The sequence below is a fragment of the Acidobacteriota bacterium genome (genome assembly GCA_016716905.1).
Classification (GTDB): domain Bacteria; phylum Acidobacteriota; class Vicinamibacteria; order Vicinamibacterales; family SCN-69-37; genus SYFT01.
Genome location: JADJUS010000004.1, coordinates 1,577,756 through 1,594,740 on the forward strand (window position 1 = coordinate 1,577,756; position 16,985 = coordinate 1,594,740).

Sequence of the window (16,985 nt, forward strand, 5' to 3'; positions counted from 1 at the left end):
GGCCTATTCCAACTCCACGAGCACCGCCGCCGCAGGCACCAACTCGCCTTCGCGACAATGCACGGCTTTCACTTTGCCGTCACGAGGTGCACGCAGCGGCATCTCCATCTTCATGGCTTCAACCACCACCAGTGGGTCGCCCTCCGACACCGCGCTGCCCACTTCCACATGCAGCCTGATGACCGTGGCCGACATGGGCGCCCTGATGCTGTCGTCAACCACTCTGTGCCGCACGCGCGACGATGCGGGTTCCACCTGCCACTGGGTTGTGGCGCCATCAACACCGGTCCAGACGCCGTCAGGTGCTTGCACGCCCACGGCGGTTCGCCCAAGGCTTCCGTCTGTCTTATGGGTAATCGACCACCGGCCGTCAGGGCGCGCGGTGACAATGAACTCGCCTTCAACGCCGTCGATGGTGACGACAGAGCCTTCCACGCTGGCGAGCCAGTCGCGGCGGCCGTCGCTGAGTCGAAAGGCCGTCGCCATCGCTACCACGCCACCTTTCCAAGCGACGACCACGGATCAACGCCACCCGACACGCGACCCTCGGCCACCGCAGGCTTCGCAGCGCCAGTGAGAGACAGCATCGCGGCCAGAGCCACTTGCGCGTGCATGTCGTTGTCAGCGGGCGGCGCCGTAAATTCAGCCAGATGTTCTTCGATGAAGCGCGTGTGTGTGCGGCCGGCGCGCACCTCGGGATTGTGGAGCAGCGCCAGCAGGAACGAGATGTTGTGGCGAATGCCGAGAATCTCAAAGGACCGCAGCGCGAGTGCGGCTCGCGCCCACGCGGCGTCGCGGGTCTCTCCAGACGTGATGACCTTGGCGATCATCGGGTCGTAGTGGACGGAGATGTGCTGGCCTTCGGTTACGCCGGCATCCACGCGAATGCCGGGCCCCTGGGGCTCGCGGTAGCGGAGGAGTGGCCCCGCCTGTGGCAGGAAGTTCGCAAACGGGTCTTCGGCGTAGACGCGGCACTCCACCGCGGCGCCCCGCATCGTCACATCGTCTTGCCTGAAGGGGAGCGGCTCACCGGAGGCCACCAGTAGCTGCGCGCGCACCAGGTCGAGGCCCGTCAGCATTTCGGTGACCGGATGCTCCACCTGCAGCCGCGTATTCATCTCGAGGAAATAGAAGTCCTCACCCGATAGCAGAAACTCGATCGTGCCCGCGTTGACGTAGCCCACCGCGGCGGCGGCAGCCACCGCTGCACGCGTCATGCGCTCGCGCAGTGCGGGCGTCATGGTGGGACCCGGCGCTTCTTCGATCACTTTCTGATGCCGGCGTTGCAGTGTGCAGTCGCGTTCGAACAGATGCACGGTGGAACCGTGCTGGTCGGCCATGACCTGCACTTCGATATGCCTCGGCCGATCGATCAATCGTTCGACGTAGAGCGTGCCGTCGGCGAAAGAGCGTTCGGCTTCACGGCGGGCCGCATCAATCGCCTCCGCGCTTTCTGCCTCGGTGCGGACGATTCGCATGCCCTTGCCCCCGCCGCCGGCAGAGGCCTTGAGCAGTGCCGGATATCCCACCTTCGCGATCGATGCGAGAACGGCCTCCGCGCCTTGACCGGTTGGCGTGTCTCCGGGCACCACCGGCACGCCGGCTTTCGACACGGCTTCCCGGGCCGCTGTCTTGGAGCCCATGCGCTCGATGACCGATGACGATGGCCCGATGAAGGTGAGGCCGCGTTCTTCACACGCGCGAGCGAAGCCGGCGTTTTCAGAGAGGAAGCCGTAACCGGGATGAATGGCGTCGGCGCCCGTCCGGGCGGCGGCGTCCAGAATGGCCGGGACGCGCAGGTAACTGGCTGATGCTGCGGCCGGACCGATGCACACCGCATCGTGCGCGGCCATCACGTGCGGGGCTCCGGCGTCGGCTTCCGAGTAGACCGCGACGGTCTCGATGCCCAGTTCGCGGCAAGCGCGAATGATGCGGACGGCGATTTCACCCCGATTGGCGATGAGGACCCGGCGAATCATGACCGGTTCATGCCTGCCACGACGCGGGCCGCTTCTGGAGGAATGCCTGCATGCCTTCCTGGCCTTCGGCTGACACACGCTGCGTCGCAATCGCGTCCACGGTCTGGTCCATGACATCCGCCGGAGCATGGCCGGCCACTTGGCTGAGCAGGCGCTTGGTGGCGGCGACGGCGCCCGGACCGGCCTTCAGGAACTGCGCGACGTGCCGGTCCACCGTGAGATCGAGCCGGTCTTCGCTGACCACGTCGTGGACCAGGCCAATCTGGTGAGCTCGCGTTGCCGAGAACCGCGCGCCACTGAGGCACAACTCGCGGGCCGCCGAAAGTCCAATCTTCCGGACCACGTAGGGGGAGATCATCGCCGGCAGAATGCCGAGCACCACTTCAGTGAATCCGAACATGGCCGTATCAGCAGCCACGACCACATCGCAGACGGCCGCCAGGCCCGCGCCGCCGCCCAGTGCGGCTCCATGGATGCGGCCGATGACCGGGACGGGCAAGCTGTCGAGCGCCAGGAACATCGCCGCAGCCACTCGCGCATCGGCGAGATTCTCTTCGCGAGAATAGCCAGCCATCTTCGACATCCATTGCAGGTCGGCCCCCGCGCAGAACGACGCGCCGGCGCCTCGCAGCACGACCACACGCACCGACCCGTCGGTGGGCACACTCGCGGCCCACTCGGACAAGTCGTGAATCAGCTCTTCGTTGAACGCATTGCGCACGGTGGGCCGGTTCAGCGTCACCGTGGTGACGGGACCTGGCGAGACGAGAAGTGTCGACATTGGTGACATCCGCTCTAACGGGATCACATCCTGAAGATGCCGAACCGCGCGTCCGCAATTGGCGCGTTGCACGCAGCCGACAGCCCCAGCCCCAGCGCGTCGCGCGTACGTGCCGGGTCCAGCACCCCGTCGTCCCACAGCCGGGCGGTGGAATAGTAGGGCGACCCTTCGGTGTCGTACTTCTGCAGAATTGGCGCCTTGAGGGCGGCTTCGTCTTCGGCGCTGAACGCCGTGCCTTCACGGGCGAGTTGATCCTTCTTGACAGTCGCGAGCACCGATGCCGCCTGCTCACCGCCCATCACCGAGATGCGGCTGTTGGGCCACATCCACAGCAGCCGCGGTTCATACGCACGCCCACACATGCCGTAGTTGCCGGCGCCAAACGAGCCACCGATGACCACTGTGAACTTCGGCACCACGGAGTTGGCCACCGCGTGCACCATCTTGGCGCCGTCCTTGGCGATGCCGCCGCGTTCGTACTGCTGGCCCACCATGAAGCCGGTGATGTTCTGCAGGAACACGAGCGGAATGCCACGCAGGTTGCACATCTGGACGAAGTGCGTGACTTTCAGCGCCGACTCCGAGAAGAGCACGCCGTTGTTGGCCACGATGCCCACCAGGAATCCGTGGAGCCTCGCGAAGCCGGTGACCACGGTTGTGGCGTAGCGCGCCTTGAACTCATCAAAGCGCGAGCCATCCACCATGCGCGCCAGCACTTCACGCACGTCGTACGGGTGCCTGGGGTCGATGTTGACCACGCCGTACAGTTCCTGCGGATCGTACCGCGGCGCTTCCGGTGTGGTCATGTCGAGCGGCAGGTGTTTGGTGGTGTGGAGCGTCGAGACGATCGTGCGCGCCAGTTCCAGCGCATGCTCGTCATCTTCAGCGAGATAGTCGGCCACGCCGGAGAGGCGCGTGTGCACGTCGGCGCCTCCCAGATCCTCGGCCGACACTTCTTCGCCGGTGGCCGCCTTCACGAGCGGCGGCCCGCCCAGGAAAATGGTGCCGGTGCCTTTTACGATGACCGTTTCGTCGGACATCGCAGGGACGTAGGCGCCACCGGCCGTGCAGGAGCCCATGACGATGGCGATTTGCGGGATCCGTTCAGCCGACATTCGCGCTTGATTGAAGAAGATGCGCCCGAAGTGATCGCGGTCGGGGAAGACCTCGGCCTGCAACGGAAGGAACGCGCCGCCCGAGTCAACCAGGTAGACACAGGCCAGGCGATTTTCGAGCGCCACCTGCTGGGCACGGAGATGTTTCTTGACCGTCAGCGGCAGGTACGTGCCGCCTTTGACGGTGGCGTCGTTGGCGATGATCATCACGTCGCGTCCAGACACCCGTCCGATGCCCGTGACGACCCCGGCGGAGGGGGCTTCGTTGTCGTAAAGGTCCCACGCGGCAAGCGCCGAGAGCTCCAGAAATGGCGTACCCGGGTCCAGCAGTTTCTCGATGCGTTCGCGAACCGGGAGCTTGCCCTGTTCCCGGTGTCTGGCGACATATCGGGGACCGCCGCCTTCGCCAACCTGGGCCATTCGCGACTTGAGTTGTTCGAGCAGCGCCAGCATCCGATCGCGATTGGCCACGTACTCGGGCGCAGTGGTTTTGATCAGGCTGGTGAGCGGTTCCATCGGCGCGACCATTGTACAGGCGTGGCGGTCAGGCGAAGTACAATGGCCCCCATGGGAGTGGAAATACCGTGAGTGACCGTACCTCCATCTTGCTCGGCGCCCTGGCGGGCGCCGTCGTGGGCGGCTGCATGGGCTACCTGTTCTTCACCGAGGATGGGCGCCGGCTTCGTGAAGACCTTGAACCCCGACTCGCGGACCTGGCGACCGAAATTGACCGCGCCCGGTCCATGGTGAAGAACGCGCGCGCGGATGTCTCCCCCTTCGGACGCTCGTAGCACCGGCGCACCGCCCGAGACGGCCGGGCCGCCCAGGCCCGTTCGCACGGCCAGGCGGCTGGGCCGGCGACTGGCGCGCAGCCTCACGATCGGCGTGCAGGCCGCCGGGCGAGGCGTCGTGGAGTTCTTCAACAGCGAGAACCTGACGTTCTCGGCCTCGATTGCGTACTACGCGCTCTTGTCACTTTTCCCGTTTTCACTGCTGGTGCTGTCGGTGCTTGGTCAGCTCGCGATGAGCGAGGGGGGATCGACACTGCTGCAGCTGCTGACGCGGGCGATGCCCGCCCGTGTGGAGTTCCTGGCGCAGATCGAGGCCCTGGGCCCGCGCGCCCTGCAACTGGGCGTGATGGGAACACTGGTGATGCTGTGGGCGGCCATGGGAGTCTTTGGCGCCATCACCTCCGCCGTGAATCATGCCTGGGGTGTGGAGAAGCCACGCGGATTCTGGCACCACAAACTGTTTACGCTCCTGATGCTTCTCACCGCCGGCGTCCTGATGGTTGTCGCCCTTGTCATCGTGGGAGCCCTTCAGGTGAGCGAGACCGGATGGTTCAACACCTTGTCGGCGAGATGGCCGCTGGTGGGATGGGTGGAGGGCGTGGTGGTGCGCAATGCGCCGATGCCTCTGTTCATGATGGTCGTGGGGCTGATCTACTACTACGCTCCCAACGCGGAGGTGCGTCTGAGAGACGTCTGGGTCGGTGCGTTGCTGGCCGGCCTGCTCTGGCGCGGGGCATTTGCGCTGTTCACGTGGTACCTGCGGGACTTGTCGCGCTTCAACGTTGATGGGTCGGTAGCCACGGTAATCGCATTCCTGACCTGGGTGTACTTCTCGGCGGCGATACTGCTGTACGGCGCGGAAGTGTCTGCCGCGTATGCGCGCCTGCGGAAGCAGATTCCACAAACAGAACCGGCCGCGCCCGAGCGTGAGCCGGTCGCCTGACCCTCGAAGAGACACATGGCAAACCGTCTTCAGCACGAACGCAGTCCCTATCTGCTTCAGCACGCAAACAATCCCGTGGACTGGTATCCCTGGGGCGATGCCGCGTTTGCCCGAGCGCGCGACGAAAACAAACCCATCTTCCTCTCGATTGGCTATTCGACGTGTCATTGGTGTCACGTGATGGAGCACGAGTCGTTCGAGGATGAGTCGATCGCGGCGCAGCTCAATCGCGACTTCATTTCCATCAAGGTTGACCGCGAAGAACGTCCCGACATCGATCGCGTCTACATGACCTTTGTGCAGGCCACGACCGGCGCGGGCGGGTGGCCGATGACGGTGTTCCTGACGCCCGACCTGCATCCCTTTTTCGGCGGCACGTATTTTCCGCCGACGTCGCGATGGGGCCGGCCGGGATTCAGCGAAGTGCTCACGCACCTGGCCACCGCGTGGAAAGACGACCCGGCCAAGGTGCGAACAGCGGCCGCGGGACTGCTGACGCAGTTGCGCGAGACCGTCGCGTCTGCCGCGCTGCCAACCGTGGTGCCCGTCGCGCCGGTGTCGGCCGTGACCGAGGGCGTCAGCCATTTCACCAAGGCCTACGATCGGCGCAACGGCGGTTTCGGCGGTGCGCCGAAGTTCCCCAGACCGTCGGAACTCCTGTTCCTGCTCGACGCCTGGGCACTCACGCACGTTCACGAAGCGCGGCAGATGACGGTGGATACGTTGCGGGCGATGGCGCTTGGCGGCATTCACGATCATCTGGGCGGCGGCTTCCATCGGTACTCCGTGGACGCCGAGTGGCGTGTGCCGCATTTCGAGAAGATGCTCTACGACCAGTCGCAGCTGGTGCTCGCGAACCTGGCCGCGTCGCAGGCGAGTGGTGACCCGTTTTACGCCTCGGTGGCCGAGGACACGCTCGACTACGTGCGGCACGACCTCACGGCGTCGGACGGCGCGTTTTATTCCGCCGAAGACGCCGACTCGCTGGTGCCGGGCGGTGACGTCAAAAGTGAGGGCGCCTTCTACGTGTTCGCGACGTCAGAGATCGATCGCCTCTTCCAGGCCGATGCCCCGATCGTGCGTCGCAGGCTTGGGTTGGAAGATGCGGGCAATGCGCCGTCCGACCCGCACGGCGAGTTTCGCGGTCTCAACATTCCCTATGTGGCGCAGTCGGTGGATGAGATTGCGGCACGAACAGGCCGCAGCGCCGAGGAGGTGCTGCAGGTGCTGGCCGACATGCGGGGGCGGATGTACGAGGCCCGCAGTGACAGGCCCCGCCCGCACCTCGATGACAAAGTCATCACGGCCTGGAACGGATTGATGATTGGCGCGTTTGCCCGGACGGCCCGGGTCCTGGTGGACAGCCCACGCCGCGATGAGTGGCGCGAGTCGGCGGTGCGTGCGGCGCGCAGCCTGAAGCGCACGGTCTGGAACGACACGGGCCGCACGCTCCAGCGCAGGTTTCGCGCTGGCGAGGCGGCGGTGGACGCCTTCTGCGAAGACTACGCGTGTCTCGCTCATGGGTTGATCGAACTGTTCCAGGCCACCGGCGACGCCGAGTGGCTCGACTGGGCGCTGACCCTGACCGAGGTGCAGACCCAAAAGTTCTGGGACGAGACCGATGGCGGCTGGTTCAGCACCACCGGCGAAGACCCATCGGTGCTTCTGCGGCTCAAGGAAGACTATGACGGCGCCGAACCCGCCGCCGCGTCCGTCACCGTGCGCAACCTCATGGTGCTGGCGCATCTGACCGGCGACCACACGTTCATGGACCGCGCGAAGCGCTCACTCGAGCGTTACGGCACCGAACTGGGCCGCGTCGCACGCGTGATGCCCTACATGGTGTCGAACCTGGCGGCCTGGCACGCACGGGCGTCTCAGATCGTGATTGTCGGCGCGCCCGGTGAGTACCGGCTCGCGCTCGAACGCGTGGTGGCCGGGCGCTATCTGCCCTTCGCCGTGCAACTCACGCTCACGCCCGGGGCAGGGCAGGACGCACTCGCGGGGCGCTTACCGTGGCTCGCGGCGATGACGCCTGTGGACAGCCGCGCGGCTGCCTACGTCTGTGCTGACTTCGCTTGCCAGCGGCCCGTGACCACCGCTGCAGAGCTCGAACGCCTGCTCGACGACCTCGCGGCGCCCAGTCGCGTCATTCTGTAGGCGCCGAGGCGCGCTTTCCCACGAAGATCGTGTGTCTGGGGCCTCCGCGCTTGAGTCGCGCGCGCATGCGATGCACCGTGACCGTGAAGCCGGCCCAGCGCAGTCGCTGCTCAAACTTCCGATCCTCCCAGGCCGACCACACGGCCAGCACACCATCGGGTCGTAGCGCGCGAAGGGCCGAGAGCACGCCGTCGTTGGCGTAGAGCGCGGCATTACCCGTGGCCGTGAACGCGTCGGGGCCGTTGTCCACGTCAAGCAGAATGGCGTCGAACCCCTCCCGATCAAGCCTCATCGTCTTTCCGACATCATCGATGATGACTTTCACGCGCCGGTCGTCGAGCGGGTGATTCGCAAGTGGCCCGAGCGGTCCGCGGTTCCACTCCACGACTCCAGCCACCAGTTCGCCAACCACGACGGATGCGGTGGGTGGGAGCAAATCAAGCGTGGCTCTCAAGGTGTAGCCAAGCCCGAGACCACCGACGAGCACCCGTGGCGATTCGGCGGTGGCGAGGTGTTTGCACGCGAGCGCCGCCAACTCTTCTTCCGAGCCATGGGCCCGGCTCGACATGAGCATCTTGCCGTTGGCCAGGATCACCAGGTCCCGGTCGTGCTCCATCAGGGTGAGGCGCGTGCCATCTGGGGTCTGACTTTCGCCGAGCAATTTCCAGGGCTTCATGATGATGGCGTCACGTCGTCCATTGTGACATCTCACCTTTGACGAGCGAAGCGACCCAAGACATTGGTGCGGGGCATTCAATCGCCTGAAGAGCGTGCCGGCTGCCGCCTGCGCCTGGTCACGTTCAAGGCGTATCCGTCCCGCCGCCGCCTGTTTCGTCCCCGACGGTCCTCAGCCTTCAGTGTGCAGCGCGTGGCCCGGGGCTTGCACTTCGTCTGCCGCAGGACGACGCGCACTTCGCGGTGTCGTGCCCTCAAGGGGAGTCTTGAATGAAGTCAGGGATGAAGCATGGCGTCTGGCTGGTGTGCGGCGCAGGGCTGCTGATCTCGGCGGCCGGGGTGCGCGCCACGGGTGCGCCTCAACTGCCGGCGGCGTATACAAACCTCCAGGTGCTGCCGAAGGACATCACGCAGGATCAGCTCATGGGGGTGATGAAAGGCGCCACACAGTCGTTGGGCGTCCGGTGCTGGTACTGCCATGACGGCGCGGGAGATGACCTGTCCACCTACAATTTCGCCGCCGACACGAAGGAGCCCAAGGCGACGGCCAGGATCATGTTGCGCCTCACCAGTCAGCTCAACAACGCGCTGAAGGATGTGGGACCGCGCAAGGGGGACACGAACAAGATCACCTGCCAGACGTGCCATCGGGGCAATAAGACGCCCGCGAGGTGAGACCAGCGCCGAGGCGCGAGGTAGACGAGCGCCGATCCGCTGGTCGGCGTAATGGCGAAATGTCACAAATGTCCGAAATGGCGAAATGTCGGATAAACCAATGCGGACAACCATTGCAGGGAAGAATGTTCGAATGTCGAAGGCGTGCAATGGATGAATGACCTTGGAGAGGCAGATTCAACCATTGGTCACCAAGGACATTCCCAGATTCTTCACTGCATTGGTTTGTCCGACATTTCGCCATTTCGGACATTTGTGACATTTCGCCATTACGCGCGAAGCGCCTAGTCGCTGCGGAGCGAAGTGTGCGGCGCGACCAGCGAAGCCCGCCTCGCAGGTGACCAACTGGCGAGCAGAGCGACGGCGATCTGAAGCGCCAGGGCCGCGGCGTACCACTGCGGGTCAAGAGCTGTCACGCCAATGAGTGCGGATTGCGCCAGGGCCGCGAGCGCGGCGGCCCCGGCAAGACCAACGATCAGGCCGGGCATGATCAGGCGCATCGACTCGCCCAGTACGAGGCGACGAAGGTCCGGGCCTGTGGCTCCCAGTGCGAGGCGGATGCCGAACTCCCGGGTGCGCTGTGCCACGGCGTAATACGTGACGCCGAACAGCCCGACCGTCACCAACACGACCGCGAGCAAGCCGCAGGTGGCGAAAAATGCGGCTCCGACCCTCGACGGCCATAGCGGCAACTCCATTCGCTGATCCATGGTCTGCACCGTCGCCGGAGGCAGCGTGGGGTCGAGGTCGCGCCAAGTGCTTCTGAGCAAGGCGGCCGCGGCATCAGCATCAACGCGGCTGCGGGCGACAACGGTGACCGGGGCGGCAAGTTGTTCATCGGTGATCGGCCGATAGAGAGACGGCCCGTTCGGCCGGTCGAGGCGGAGCACGATGTCGGCGACGACGCCGATGACTTGGCGTGGGCGATCGGAGGCGCTCTCGTGGATTTGCTCTCCGAGTGGACTGCGGCCGGGCCAGAGGGCCTCGGCGGTGGCGGCGCTGATGACGGCCGTCTCGGCGTCCGCCCCGCTGGCGTCGTCAAACAACCGGCCGGCTAGCAGGGGGATCTCCATCGTCTCGAAGAATGCCGCGCTGACGCCGGATGAGACGACTGAGACACAGCCGCCGTTGTCGCAGTTGCGGCCGTCGGTGGAGAGCAGGCGCGTCTGATTGACCCCAATCTGGAACGGCGTGCGATCGGCCAGGCTGACCTGTTCAACCGCGGGCGCGGTCTTGAGCCTGGACACCAGATCGGTCACGAGCGCACGCTGGCGCTCTGGCGCGATCGAGAAATTGGTTGGCGACACCTGTAACAGCGCCACGTGGCTGGTGTTGAAGCCAAGGTCGGTGCGCAGGCCCGCCACATAACTGGTGACGAACATAAGCGCCAATGTCAGAAAGACGGTAGATCCGGCCACTTGCAGAGAGACCCACCCGCGCCTGGCCCGTGCCGATCCGCCCACTGACCCTGCCGTACCGGCCTTGAGCCAACCGATCGGATTGGTCCGGAACACCTGCCACGCCGGTGTCAGTACCGGCACAGCGGCAGCAACAATGACCAGGGCCGCAGTGAAGGCGACCATGCGCCAGTCCATGGTGAAGTGCAGGCGCTGTGGGATAGGCGCGGGAAGGCTCAAGCCGCCCAGGAGCGCTTCGCTCCAGGCCGCCAGCACCAGCGCGGCGGTGCCGGCAATGCTGGCGAGCACCAGGCCTTCGACCAGAAGTTGGCGCGTGAGTCGCATGCGGCTAGCGCCCAGCGCCGTTCGGAGGCCCAATTCACGCTGGCGCTCGGCGGAGCGGGCCAGGATCAATCCTGCGACATTAAAACAGGCGATCAGGAGCACCAGGCCCACGGCCGCCATCGCCATGGCCGCCGGTGCGCCCAACGCGCGAGCTTCAGGGTGGCCGTCGCTGATGGGGACGTATTGCCCGCGCCGTTCACGGCCCGGCGTTCGACCCTCGGCGCTGACCGTGTCGACACCCCTCACGATGCCTTCCACTTCCGCGCCAATCTGCCGCGCGGACGCGCCCGCCGCCGGCGTCGCCATCATCGTCAGCCACTCGCTGCCTGGCGTGATGGCCAGGCGCAACTGGGCTGAGGCGTCGAGGGGGAACCAGAGATGCGGCTCGAAGATGCCTCCTGGCCCCTGGAAGGAATCGGCCACGACACCGATGACGCTCGTCAGCTGCCCGTTCATGACCGGCCGGATGGACGTCAGGTCTGATGCGGCATTCCAGTGGTTGCGCCAGTACCGTTCGCTGATGAGGATCGGCACGGCACCGGCGGCGGTGTCGGTCGGCGACAGTGCGCGGCCGGCCACAATCGGCGCCTGCACGACCGAGAAGTAGTTGGACGAGACGGCCAGTCCCCACACCTGCTCCGGACCTGCTGCGGCCGCCGCGGCCAGGGGCATCCGACCTTCGGCCACGAGTGCCTCCAGAGTTGAGGTCCTCGCGCGCAGAGCCTCGAACATCTCGAGCGACACACCTGAGAACGAGTCGCCCTGGGGCCCCGCGAACACCCAGCCGTACTTGTCGGCGTTCGTGATGTGGAACGGCCGGAAGAGCAGGGCATTGACGCTGGAGAATGCCACCGTGTTGACGCCCAGGCCAATGGCCAGCGTCAGCACGATCAACGCGGTATGGCCCGGGCGGCGGCCGATGCCTCGCAGCGAGTATTTCAGATCCTGGAGCAGGGAAGACATGGGTTCAGAAGACGGGATGCGGCCTGGGAAAGTTTGGACATTCTTTTGTGGCGGCTATCTGCCGAGGGCCCGCCGCGCCAGTGCGTTCGACGGATTGATGCGCAACACCTCTTCGAACTGTCGAAACGCCTCGGCTGGTTGATTGGTCTGCGCCAGAGCCACCGCATAGTTGAGCCGGGCACTTTCCCACTTGGGCAATCGCTGCACGGCGGCGGCGAAGTGGGGCAGGGCCTCGGCCGCCCGGCCCTGGCTGGCGAGCAGGGCGCCGAAATTGTTCTGCACCTCCGCGGCGTCTGGCATCAGGCGAACGGCGTCGCGATAGTGCGCCACCGCTTCATCCAGCTTGCCGGCCCGCTCAAGAGCGTCGGCCAGTTCGGCGTGAACCGTGCCCAGTCTTCCTTTGGCTTCTACGTGATCCGGCTGCACGCGCAGTACTTCTTCGAAGTGTTCGATGGCGGCGTCTTTACGGCCGGTCCTCGACATCTCGAAGCCGAGCACAATGTTCCCGCGCACCGCATCGCCACCAGTGGCCAGGATGCGCCGCCACAACACTTCGCCATTCTGCCAGTAGCCCAGTTGCGTGTGCGCGGCCACGGCCGCCGCAAGAATCACCGCGACGCTCGCGACCACGGCACCGTAGCGCACACGAGCCATCACCGGCGCCACCAGCCACACAATCGCGATATACAAGCCGATGAACGGCACATACGCGAAGCGATCTGCTGTCCACTGCTGACCCGCTTGCAGCACGCCGCTCACTGGAGCCATCGCGATCACAAACCAGAACCATCCCATCGTCACGTACGGTCGCGTCCGGACCGCACGAACCGCCGCGTATGAAATACCAGCCAGCACCACACCTGCGGCAAGTGTCCAGCCGAGGGGAAGAGGCTCGGGGAAGGCGTAGAGTGCATTGAGCCCCACCGGCCACACTAGCCGGTACAGGAAGGCCCCGTAGCCAAGGATGGCGTAACCAATGCGAGGGCCCAACGGCAGGGCATCAAAGTTCGCCAGCGCACCGGCATTTCCCTGGGTCACTATCGTGAGGACGGAAGCTGCGGCAGCGATGGCCAGCAGCGGCAGTTTTTCTGCTACCAATGTGCGCCATCGCGTCTCACGGTGGAACTGCAATCGCTCGACCGGCCAGAAATCCAGTAACAGGAGGAGCACCGGCAGCGTCACCATCATCGGCTTCGCCATCAGGCTCAGCGCGAAGCACGCGGCCATGCCGGCATACACCGTCACGCGCGGCCTGGCGGTATACCGCACATAGAGGTGAACACTCAGCAATGCGAAGAAGGTACTCAACACGTCCTTGCGCTCCGTGATCCAGGCCACGGATTCCACATGCAACGGATGCACGGCAAACAGTGCGGCGACGACCAGACTCTTCCATGGGGCCCGGGTCATCCGCACGAGCAGGCCAAACAACAACGCCACGTTCGCGGCGTGCAAGGCGATGTTCGTGGCGTGAAACATCGCGGGGCCCCGGCCACCGACCGACACATCGGCCATGTACGACAGCCACGTCAGCGGAATCCAGTACCCCTTGTAGAAGGTCGTGAAGGCCCACACGACCCCCGGCCAGGTCAACCCTCCCATCACCTGTGGGTTTTCGACGATGTAGGAAGGGTCGTCGAGCAGGACGAAGTCGAACCACACCGCGCGCGCGTAGAGCGCTGCAACGCCGACAACGAGCGCCAACGCGAGCGCGACCGTCCGCCCCCGGGTTACACCGGGGACGGTTGTCGCCATGTGTGTCTTGGCGGGTCGTGCCGTCACGCGATAGACGATATCCCGGCTGGGCGCCGGTCAGCACACCGCCTTGAATCAGACCTCTATCTTGCGGTGCGCCACCATGCGGAGCGCGCCGTTAATCGCCGCATGCAGCATGGCGTACACGACCAGCGCCAGCACGTACGAAATCATGAACTGGGATGGCCCGAACGACGGGTCCCTGAGCAGGCCCTGGAATGGCGCGAGCAGTGGTGAGGTAACGGCCGCGATGAACCGGGCGAATCCGGCGCTTTCGCGTGCGCCAAGCGCCTCAAGCAGAATTGAAAGGGCGATGAACCCGTAGATGAGGAAGAAGACGTAGTCGACGACTTGCGATACACGCGCCGCAGCGCCGCCGCGTTGGATCTGGGCCTCAGTTGACGCCACCTCGCGCACAGCCTTCTGTTTCAGCGCGCCCGCCAGGGCCTCGGTCCCTCCCCGTTCTGCAGGCGTTGGTACGATCGTCTCCCGCGCGACGTCGTCCTGCACGCGCTGACTGACGTCCGACTTGATGGCGTCATGCTGACGCCGAAGGCGCTCTTCCTCGGCGGCGAGCGTGTGATCCTGATTCATGTGCAAACTCCTGACTGGAGTCACTGCAACACAGGTGCAAGGCAGGGCGATGTCCCGGAGGAGACAGAGGCTGGCGGCATTTCGCCATTTCGGTCACTTGTGGCATTTGTCCATTACAGCGCCAGCGCAATGGTGCCGGGGGTGGGAATCGAACCCACACGTGCCTTGCGGCACTCAGGATTTTAAGTCTACCCGGAACACGCGACACATCACGACAGGCGAGGAAATACGGGCCTGTCGTGGTCGTGACAGGGACGCAGCAGGACGCCAGATTCACCACCATTCGCACAAGTTCACACGCGGAGAAAGGGTGTAGACTCCGCCCGCAATGCCATTTGACTGCTGGCACAGGGGGAGAGACAGGGCGTGACATTTCCAGAGTTTGGCGCCAGCGTTGGCGTCGCGTTCATCACAGCCGCGGTCACTGTGTGGCTGACCCGAAGGCAGGCGTTCTCGGAAAAGTGGTGGGAACGAAAGGCTGAAGCGTATTCCGAGATCCTAAAAGCCCTGGCTCACATGGCACAACACCAGTGGGTAGAGTTGGCTGAAGCGAATCGGGTAGGCATGAGCGATTCTGACGACGGCCCGGATGAGAAGGCCGCGCGAGTGGCCCGCTACGAAACAGCCCGACTCCACATCGAACACGTCACCGCCATAGGAGCCTTCATCATCTCTGCCGAGGTCGTTGGTCACCTGCGGCTGCTGGAATCTGATTTCAACAGGGCTCTGCACGACAGTAGCCGAGTGGAGGACTTTTTCAAGGGATCTCTCGACGCGATCCACAAGGCGACAGCAGCTATTCGGGAGTCAGCCAACAAGGAACTTCACCACGGCTGGTCACGCTGGCCGATCTGAGGGACGACACGGGCAACCCAGTGTAGACTCGCCCGGCGCCACTCAGGCCGAAGCGCGAGGGGGAAATCGAAATGGTCAAGAAAATCCTGATGCTCATTGGTGGGCTGTTCGTGGCGTTCATCGCTTTGGCGCTGGTCTTGCCGACGCCAGATAAGGCGGCGCCGGCCGCCGAGACTCCGGGAACAGCGCCGACCGCGGTACCTCGGCCCGAACCCACCTGGCAGACGCTCAAGGAGTGGAAGGGCAGCGGCATCAAGGACACGGAGAGCTTCACCACGCAGACGCGCGAGTGGCGGGTCACCTGGTCCACACATAGCGAGCCGTTCCCCGGCGCGGGCGTGTTTCAGATCTTCGTCCACAACGACAGGGACGAGCTGGTGAACCTGGCCGCGAACGTGACGGGCGTGAAGTCCGACAACAGCATCGTGCGCGGGCCCGCGGGGCGGTACTACTTGAAGATCAACAGCGGTAACGTGAGCTGGTCCGTCAAGGTCGAAGAGCTGCGATAGCTGACAATCACTCCAGAAAGCCGAGTTTCCTGCAACGTCGAACGACGGCGTGCATGGCCGTCCTGGAGGCCCGAACCGACTTGCACGCGGACACCAGAGTGGTCGCCGACCGCCGCGTGAGCGAAAGTTAGGTAGCCACCACAGGGCAATGTCCCCAGGATCACTCTGAATCGAGCCACCGGATTTCGAGTACGTTGGGCAAGTCGGCCTCCTTCGGCCGGCCCTTCGCGTAGTGCCACAAGGTCGTTTCCATGGCTGGTGCCAGCCTTCCCGCACGGGCTCTGCGCAGCAGGTTGTTCCTGTATTCCGGGTCGTCCACAATCAGGGTCGCCGCGGCCTTTGCCTCCAACGTGACCTTGTTAGGCACACCCTTCGGCCTACCCGGGGAGCCACCCCTCCGGAGCCCACGGGTACGGGACAACGGATTCTGGACGGTCACTTTATTGGTCACGGATGGAGCACCTCGCCCGCGGGGTGGCCTGGGCCCTCTCGCAGATTCAGTATCAAACTCCAGCCTGGCCTTCGCCAAATGAACCCTGTACGACCGGCTTCCGCCGAAGCCCCCTGGACGGACTCCCTGAGGTCGTTCGCGCATAGGCGGCACGATCATGCCCCTCGACAACACTATGACGCTGGTCGTGTTGCTCGCCATCACGTGGCGCGTGTCACGGCCGCGAACACCGCGCCGCTCGCGCTGAGGCACGACGACTGCGACGACCGGTACCGGCACCGGCGCGGTGAACAGGGTCACCGGAATCCGCCAAGCTCGTCACGGCCTTACGCGCTACCGCCAAGGGCTTTTCGGTGTAGCATCCACCCAGACTGAGGTCGCGACTTCTGGTTGCGTCTGGGTTGCGTCGCGTTGCCGCGATTTGCCACATCCTGCAACGTCAGCATTTGGAATCGCTCAATCTTCTAACGTTTCGTGACTCCGCACGCTATTCGTAATCAGCAGGTCGTCCGTTCAATCCGGATCGCCGGCTCCATTTAAAATCAATCACTTACGGGAAATCACGGATTCCACCCTCGCCCCCTGGTTGCGCCTGGGTTGCGGCCGAGCGCATTCACACCGCTGGCGATGGCCGCGGACAGGGCGCCCGAGGTCGGTTGACTGCGCGCGTGGTATAAAGATTCGTGCGCCGCGTTGCATTGTTGCTCGTTGCCTTTGTGCTCTCGGTGAATTTTTCCGGGATGGGCGCCCTTTTGGTTCCCGAGCCGTGCAGCATTACTGAAGAAAGCGAAGCCTCGGACTCCGCGTGCCCACCGAGTTGCGTTCGGTGCGGGTGTTGCTCCCAGCCGATTGTCGCGGCACTGACGGTGCAGTTCGTACCGCGCGCCGCATCCCCTGCCGCGACGGTGACCGTACCGGACGCCCCTCTGCTGGGTGACATTCGCGAGATTCTGCACGTGCCCAAGTCGGCCGCCTAAGTTCCATCTCCCCCGCAATC

The 16,985-nt window shown here is 64.7% G+C and carries 16 protein-coding genes; 7 read left to right on the forward strand and 9 right to left on the reverse strand.

Going from position 1 to position 16,985, the window contains the following annotated elements:
* Positions 1 to 3: 3 nt before the first annotated feature.
* From IPL75_10995 to IPL75_11010, 4 genes are read right to left on the reverse strand one after another with little or no spacing between them, the layout of a single operon-like run.
* Positions 4 to 486: a hypothetical protein gene (locus IPL75_10995; protein ID MBK9240767.1), complete on the reverse strand. Its 483-nt coding sequence runs from the start codon at positions 484 to 486 to the stop codon at positions 4 to 6.
* A 2-nt stretch (positions 487 to 488) separates the two neighbouring features.
* A complete protein-coding gene (locus IPL75_11000; GenBank protein MBK9240768.1) occupies positions 489 to 1,979 on the reverse strand; it encodes an acetyl-CoA carboxylase biotin carboxylase subunit in 1,491 nt (496 codons plus the stop codon).
* Between the two features lie 7 nt (positions 1,980 to 1,986).
* The gene (locus IPL75_11005; GenBank protein MBK9240769.1) at positions 1,987 to 2,760 is read right to left on the reverse strand and encodes an enoyl-CoA hydratase/isomerase family protein; all 774 of its coding nucleotides are present in this window, start codon (positions 2,758 to 2,760) and stop codon (positions 1,987 to 1,989) included.
* Between the two features lie 23 nt (positions 2,761 to 2,783).
* On the reverse strand, positions 2,784 to 4,391 hold the full coding sequence (locus IPL75_11010; protein ID MBK9240770.1) for a methylcrotonoyl-CoA carboxylase: 1,608 nt from the start codon (positions 4,389 to 4,391) through the stop codon (positions 2,784 to 2,786).
* A gap of 68 nt (positions 4,392 to 4,459) precedes the next feature.
* Here IPL75_11010 and IPL75_11015 point away from each other — a divergent pair, with 68 nt between their 5' ends.
* Genes IPL75_11015 through IPL75_11025 form a run of 3 tightly spaced genes read left to right on the forward strand, consistent with a single transcriptional unit; the run spans position 4,460 to position 7,769 of the window.
* A complete protein-coding gene (locus IPL75_11015; GenBank protein ID MBK9240771.1) occupies positions 4,460 to 4,666 on the forward strand; it encodes a YtxH domain-containing protein in 207 nt (68 codons plus the stop codon).
* Complete coding sequence (locus IPL75_11020) at positions 4,641 to 5,609, forward strand: YihY/virulence factor BrkB family protein (GenBank protein MBK9240772.1); 969 nt, start codon at positions 4,641 to 4,643, stop codon at positions 5,607 to 5,609. The genes IPL75_11015 and IPL75_11020 overlap by 26 nt, the downstream gene beginning before the upstream one ends.
* A 15-nt stretch (positions 5,610 to 5,624) precedes the next feature.
* On the forward strand, positions 5,625 to 7,769 hold the full coding sequence (locus tag IPL75_11025) for a thioredoxin domain-containing protein (protein MBK9240773.1): 2,145 nt from the start codon (positions 5,625 to 5,627) through the stop codon (positions 7,767 to 7,769).
* Here IPL75_11025 and IPL75_11030 read toward each other — a convergent pair.
* The gene (locus IPL75_11030) at positions 7,759 to 8,445 is read right to left on the reverse strand and encodes a hypothetical protein (GenBank protein ID MBK9240774.1); all 687 of its coding nucleotides are present in this window, start codon (positions 8,443 to 8,445) and stop codon (positions 7,759 to 7,761) included. The genes IPL75_11025 and IPL75_11030 overlap by 11 nt on opposite strands.
* A 281-nt stretch (positions 8,446 to 8,726) precedes the next feature.
* Between IPL75_11030 and IPL75_11035 the strand changes: the two genes are divergently transcribed.
* Positions 8,727 to 9,119 carry a c-type cytochrome gene (locus IPL75_11035; protein MBK9240775.1) on the forward strand — a complete coding sequence of 131 codons (393 nt, stop codon included), beginning with the start codon at positions 8,727 to 8,729 and terminating at the stop codon, positions 9,117 to 9,119.
* Between the two features lie 284 nt (positions 9,120 to 9,403).
* Here the strand turns inward: IPL75_11035 and IPL75_11040 are convergent, their stop codons facing one another.
* The 3 genes from IPL75_11040 to IPL75_11050 are packed head-to-tail and all read right to left on the reverse strand — an operon-like array spanning position 9,404 to position 14,173.
* Positions 9,404 to 11,824 carry an ABC transporter permease gene (locus tag IPL75_11040; protein ID MBK9240776.1) on the reverse strand — a complete coding sequence of 807 codons (2,421 nt, stop codon included), beginning with the start codon at positions 11,822 to 11,824 and terminating at the stop codon, positions 9,404 to 9,406.
* Between the two features lie 54 nt (positions 11,825 to 11,878).
* The gene (locus tag IPL75_11045) at positions 11,879 to 13,606 is read right to left on the reverse strand and encodes a tetratricopeptide repeat protein (protein MBK9240777.1); all 1,728 of its coding nucleotides are present in this window, start codon (positions 13,604 to 13,606) and stop codon (positions 11,879 to 11,881) included.
* A 48-nt stretch (positions 13,607 to 13,654) separates the two neighbouring features.
* Positions 13,655 to 14,173 (reverse strand): YggT family protein, encoded by a 519-nt coding sequence (locus tag IPL75_11050; GenBank protein MBK9240778.1) that lies wholly within the window; start codon positions 14,171 to 14,173, stop codon positions 13,655 to 13,657.
* A gap of 366 nt (positions 14,174 to 14,539) precedes the next feature.
* On the opposite strand from IPL75_11050, the gene IPL75_11055 reads away from it, so the two are divergent.
* Positions 14,540 to 15,028 carry a hypothetical protein gene (locus IPL75_11055; GenBank protein MBK9240779.1) on the forward strand — a complete coding sequence of 163 codons (489 nt, stop codon included), beginning with the start codon at positions 14,540 to 14,542 and terminating at the stop codon, positions 15,026 to 15,028.
* 71 nt (positions 15,029 to 15,099) lie between these two features.
* Positions 15,100 to 15,537, forward strand: a complete 438-nt coding sequence (locus tag IPL75_11060; protein MBK9240780.1) for a hypothetical protein — start codon at positions 15,100 to 15,102, stop codon at positions 15,535 to 15,537.
* A gap of 160 nt (positions 15,538 to 15,697) precedes the next feature.
* On the opposite strand, the gene IPL75_11065 is transcribed toward IPL75_11060, so the two are convergent.
* Positions 15,698 to 15,904, reverse strand: coding sequence for a hypothetical protein (locus IPL75_11065; GenBank protein ID MBK9240781.1), 207 nt, complete (start codon positions 15,902 to 15,904; stop codon positions 15,698 to 15,700).
* Positions 15,905 to 16,671: 767 nt separating this feature from the next.
* On the opposite strand from IPL75_11065, the gene IPL75_11070 reads away from it, so the two are divergent.
* Positions 16,672 to 16,965, forward strand: a complete 294-nt coding sequence (locus IPL75_11070) for a hypothetical protein (protein ID MBK9240782.1) — start codon at positions 16,672 to 16,674, stop codon at positions 16,963 to 16,965.
* Positions 16,966 to 16,985 lie beyond the last annotated feature (20 nt).

Bases quoted from the DNA above. Each gene is read 5' to 3' on its own strand.
- IPL75_10995 (MBK9240767.1), bottom strand. From the start codon at position 486: ATGGCGACGGCCTTTCGACTCAGCGACGGCCGCCGCGACTGGCTCGCC.
- IPL75_11000 (MBK9240768.1), bottom strand. From the start codon at position 1,979: ATGATTCGCCGGGTCCTCATCGCCAATCGGGGTGAAATCGCCGTCCGC.
- IPL75_11005 (MBK9240769.1), bottom strand. From the start codon at position 2,760: ATGTCGACACTTCTCGTCTCGCCAGGTCCCGTCACCACGGTGACGCTG.
- IPL75_11010 (MBK9240770.1), bottom strand. From the start codon at position 4,391: ATGGAACCGCTCACCAGCCTGATCAAAACCACTGCGCCCGAGTACGTG.
- IPL75_11020 (MBK9240772.1), top strand. From the start codon at position 4,641: ATGTCTCCCCCTTCGGACGCTCGTAGCACCGGCGCACCGCCCGAGACG.
- IPL75_11025 (MBK9240773.1), top strand. From the start codon at position 5,625: ATGGCAAACCGTCTTCAGCACGAACGCAGTCCCTATCTGCTTCAGCAC.
- IPL75_11030 (MBK9240774.1), bottom strand. From the start codon at position 8,445: ATGAAGCCCTGGAAATTGCTCGGCGAAAGTCAGACCCCAGATGGCACG.
- IPL75_11035 (MBK9240775.1), top strand. From the start codon at position 8,727: ATGAAGCATGGCGTCTGGCTGGTGTGCGGCGCAGGGCTGCTGATCTCG.
- IPL75_11040 (MBK9240776.1), bottom strand. From the start codon at position 11,824: ATGTCTTCCCTGCTCCAGGATCTGAAATACTCGCTGCGAGGCATCGGC.
- IPL75_11050 (MBK9240778.1), bottom strand. From the start codon at position 14,173: ATGAATCAGGATCACACGCTCGCCGCCGAGGAAGAGCGCCTTCGGCGT.
- IPL75_11060 (MBK9240780.1), top strand. From the start codon at position 15,100: ATGGTCAAGAAAATCCTGATGCTCATTGGTGGGCTGTTCGTGGCGTTC.